This is a genomic window from Pseudoroseomonas cervicalis ATCC 49957, from assembly GCF_000164635.1.
GTDB classification, from domain to species: domain Bacteria; phylum Pseudomonadota; class Alphaproteobacteria; order Acetobacterales; family Acetobacteraceae; genus Pseudoroseomonas; species Pseudoroseomonas cervicalis.
This window is the reverse complement of the sequence record NZ_GG770779.1, coordinates 423,383-425,968: the sequence shown is the minus strand read 5'-3', so window position 1 is coordinate 425,968 and position 2,586 is coordinate 423,383. Positions and strand designations below refer to the sequence as shown.

The 2,586-nt window shown below is 75.1% G+C and carries 3 protein-coding genes; all 3 read right to left on the bottom strand.

What is annotated here, in order from left to right; all coding sequences use genetic code 11:
- Positions 1–33: 33 nt before the first annotated feature.
- Positions 34–903, bottom strand: a complete 870-nt coding sequence (locus HMPREF0731_RS13150; RefSeq protein ID WP_007004640.1) for a branched-chain amino acid ABC transporter permease — start codon at positions 901–903, stop codon at positions 34–36.
- A gap of 31 nt (positions 904–934) precedes the next feature.
- Positions 935–2,152, bottom strand: coding sequence for an ABC transporter substrate-binding protein (locus HMPREF0731_RS13145; RefSeq protein WP_007004639.1), 1,218 nt, complete (start codon positions 2,150–2,152; stop codon positions 935–937).
- Positions 2,149–2,586, bottom strand: a 438-nt coding sequence (locus HMPREF0731_RS25500; protein WP_007004638.1) for a hypothetical protein, incomplete at its 5' end; no start/stop codon positions are given. The genes HMPREF0731_RS25500 and HMPREF0731_RS13145, both read right to left, overlap by 4 nt.

Here is a 2,586-nt window from a genome sequence, read left to right as displayed (position 1 = left end):
CCCAGGGCGCCGCGCGGCGGAGCGGCACGCCGCTCACAGCCGCCGCAGCGGCGGGGCGATCAGCCCCTGCGGCCGCAGCACCAGGAAGGCCGCCATGGCCGCGAAGGCGGCGGCATTGGCGAATTCGGGCAGCCAGACCTTGCTGAAGGTCAGCGCGAAGCCCACCGCCAGCGCCCCCGCCACCGTGCCGCCGAAACTGCCCAGCCCGCCCACCACCACGGTGATCAGCGCCAGCAGCAGCACCTCCGCGTCCAGCCCCGGATAGGCCGCCAGCATGCCCGCGCCCAGCGCGCCGCTGAGCCCGCCGAGACCCGCCGAGAGCGCCAGCACCAGGGCGAAGAGGCGGCGCGTGTCGATGCCCAGCGTCTCGACGATGCCGCGATCGGCCACGGCCGCGCGCAGCACCGCGCCCCACAGCGTGCGGTCGAGCAGCAGCCACAGCAGCAGGCCGAGCGCCCCGCCCATGCCGATCAGGAACAGCCGGTAGACGGGGAAGGGCATGTCGAACAGGAAGACGACGCCGCGCAGCGCGGCGGGCAGCTCGGGCGCCAGGATCTGCGCGCCGAAGCCCCAGCGCATCAGCTCGGCCAGGATGACGGAGAGGCCATAGGTCAGCAGCACCTGCATCAGCTGCGGCCGGGCGTAGAAGCGGCGGAGCGGGAAGCGCTCCAGCGCCGCGCCGGCCAGGGCGGCGGCCAGGAAAGCGGCCGGGAAGGCCAGCCACCAGGGCGCGCCGCTGCCGAGCCAGAGCACCGCCACGTAGCTGCCGAGCAGGTAGAAGCCGCCATGCGCCAGGTTGACGAAGTTCATCAGGCTCAGCACCACCGACAGGCCGAGGCCGGTCAGCAGCAGCAGCGCCGAGAAGGACAGGGCGTTCAGGGTCTGGACGATGGCGTAGCCCATCGGGGCGGCTCCTCCGCGCGGGTCTGGCGGCTCAGGCGTCCGGCCCGGGGTCGCGCAGCTGCGGGTAGGTGTGCAGCAGGGTGTTCACCACCGCCCCGTCCGCGCCGCGCCGCACCTCGCTGATGTGGATGTCGAGGATCGCCTGGCCGTTGCGCGGGTCGAAGGGCATGGCGCCGAAGGCGGTCTCGACGGGGGCGGCGAACAGCGCGGCGCGCGCCGCCTCCCAGTTCTCCAGGCTGCCGCCCGTGCGCTCCAGCAGGGCGCGGATCACCTGGCCGCAGACATAGCCGGTGGTGCTGAACTCGCCGGGCAGCGGCCGGCCGCTGGCTTGGTAGGCGCGGCCGAAGGCGGCGGCGGCGGGCGCGGTGGGCGATTGGTGGAAACTGCCCTGGGCGCCGAGCGCGGCCTCGCCCACCGCCGGCAGCACGTCCTCCTGGTCGAAGAAGGCGCCGGGGCCGAGCAGCGGCAGGCGCCCGGCCAGGCGGTATTCCTGCCACTGCCGCAGGAAGCGCACCGCGTCGCTGCCGGCGAAGAAGCCATAGACGGCCTCCGGCCGCTCGGCGGCGATGCTGGTCAGCAGCGGGCCGTAATCGGCGCTGCCGAGCGGCGTCCAGAGCTGCCGGCCGAGGCGGCCGCCCTGCTGCCGGTAGGTGGCGGCGAAATCGCCGACATATTCGCGCCCCGCCGCGTAGTCGGCGGCGACGGTGAGCACGCGCGCCCCCCCCAGCGCCTGCCGCGCCCAGAGCGCGGCGCTGTGGCCGAGCATCCAGTTGGTCTTGGTCGGCCGCACCACATAGGGGCTGGCCGCCTTGCGGGCGAGGTCGTTGGCCGAGCCGAGCAGGAAGGTGGGGGTGCGCGCCTCGGTCACCACGTCGCGCAGCGCCAGCGCCACGCCGGAGCTGATGACGCCGCAGAGCAGCGCCACCCGGTCCTGGCCGATCAGCTTGCGCGCCTTGCGGGCGCCTTCCTCCGGCCGGGCCTGGTCATCCTCGACCAGCAGCTCGACCGGACGGCCGCCCAGGCGGTGGCCGGATTCCGCCAGCAGCAGCTGCATCCCGGCCCGCATGCTCTCGCCCAGCGCGCTGAACGGGCCGGAGAGCGAGGTGATCATGCCGATGCGCAGCGCGCCGGCGCCGGGCTGCGCCAGGGCCGGGGCGGCCAGCGGCAACCCCATCAGCGGCAGCCGGGCGAGACCGGCCAGCAGCCGCCGGCGCGAGGCTGTGGCGGGGGGGAGGGGGGAAGGGATCATACTATTTGCGAACAATTCTCATTCTCTTCTTGCAGAAGCGCCGCCGCCTGGCAAGGCGCGGCGTGGCCGGCCATGCGGGCGCGCAGCAGCGGCGCGATGCGCGCCACCGCCGCCGGGCCGACCATCTCGCCATGCCGGGCGGGCAGCTCCACCACCTCCAGCCGCGCCGCGTGCGGCGCCCACAGGGCCGGGGTGAGCGGCCGGCCGGCATGGTCCAGCCCGGCGCGCAGATGCAGCAGCGCGCCGTCGAAGCGCTCCTGCCGGTGGCCGCGCACCAGGCGGTTGTTGTCGGCCATCACCCGCATCACCCCCTCCAGCACCGCCTCCGGCAGCCGGCCGAGCGGCGTGCCGCCCTGGCGCAGGAAGGCCAGCACCGCGTCGCGCCGCAGTGGCAGCTCGGGGTGTTGCGCCGGGTCGTGCCCGGCGACCGCCAG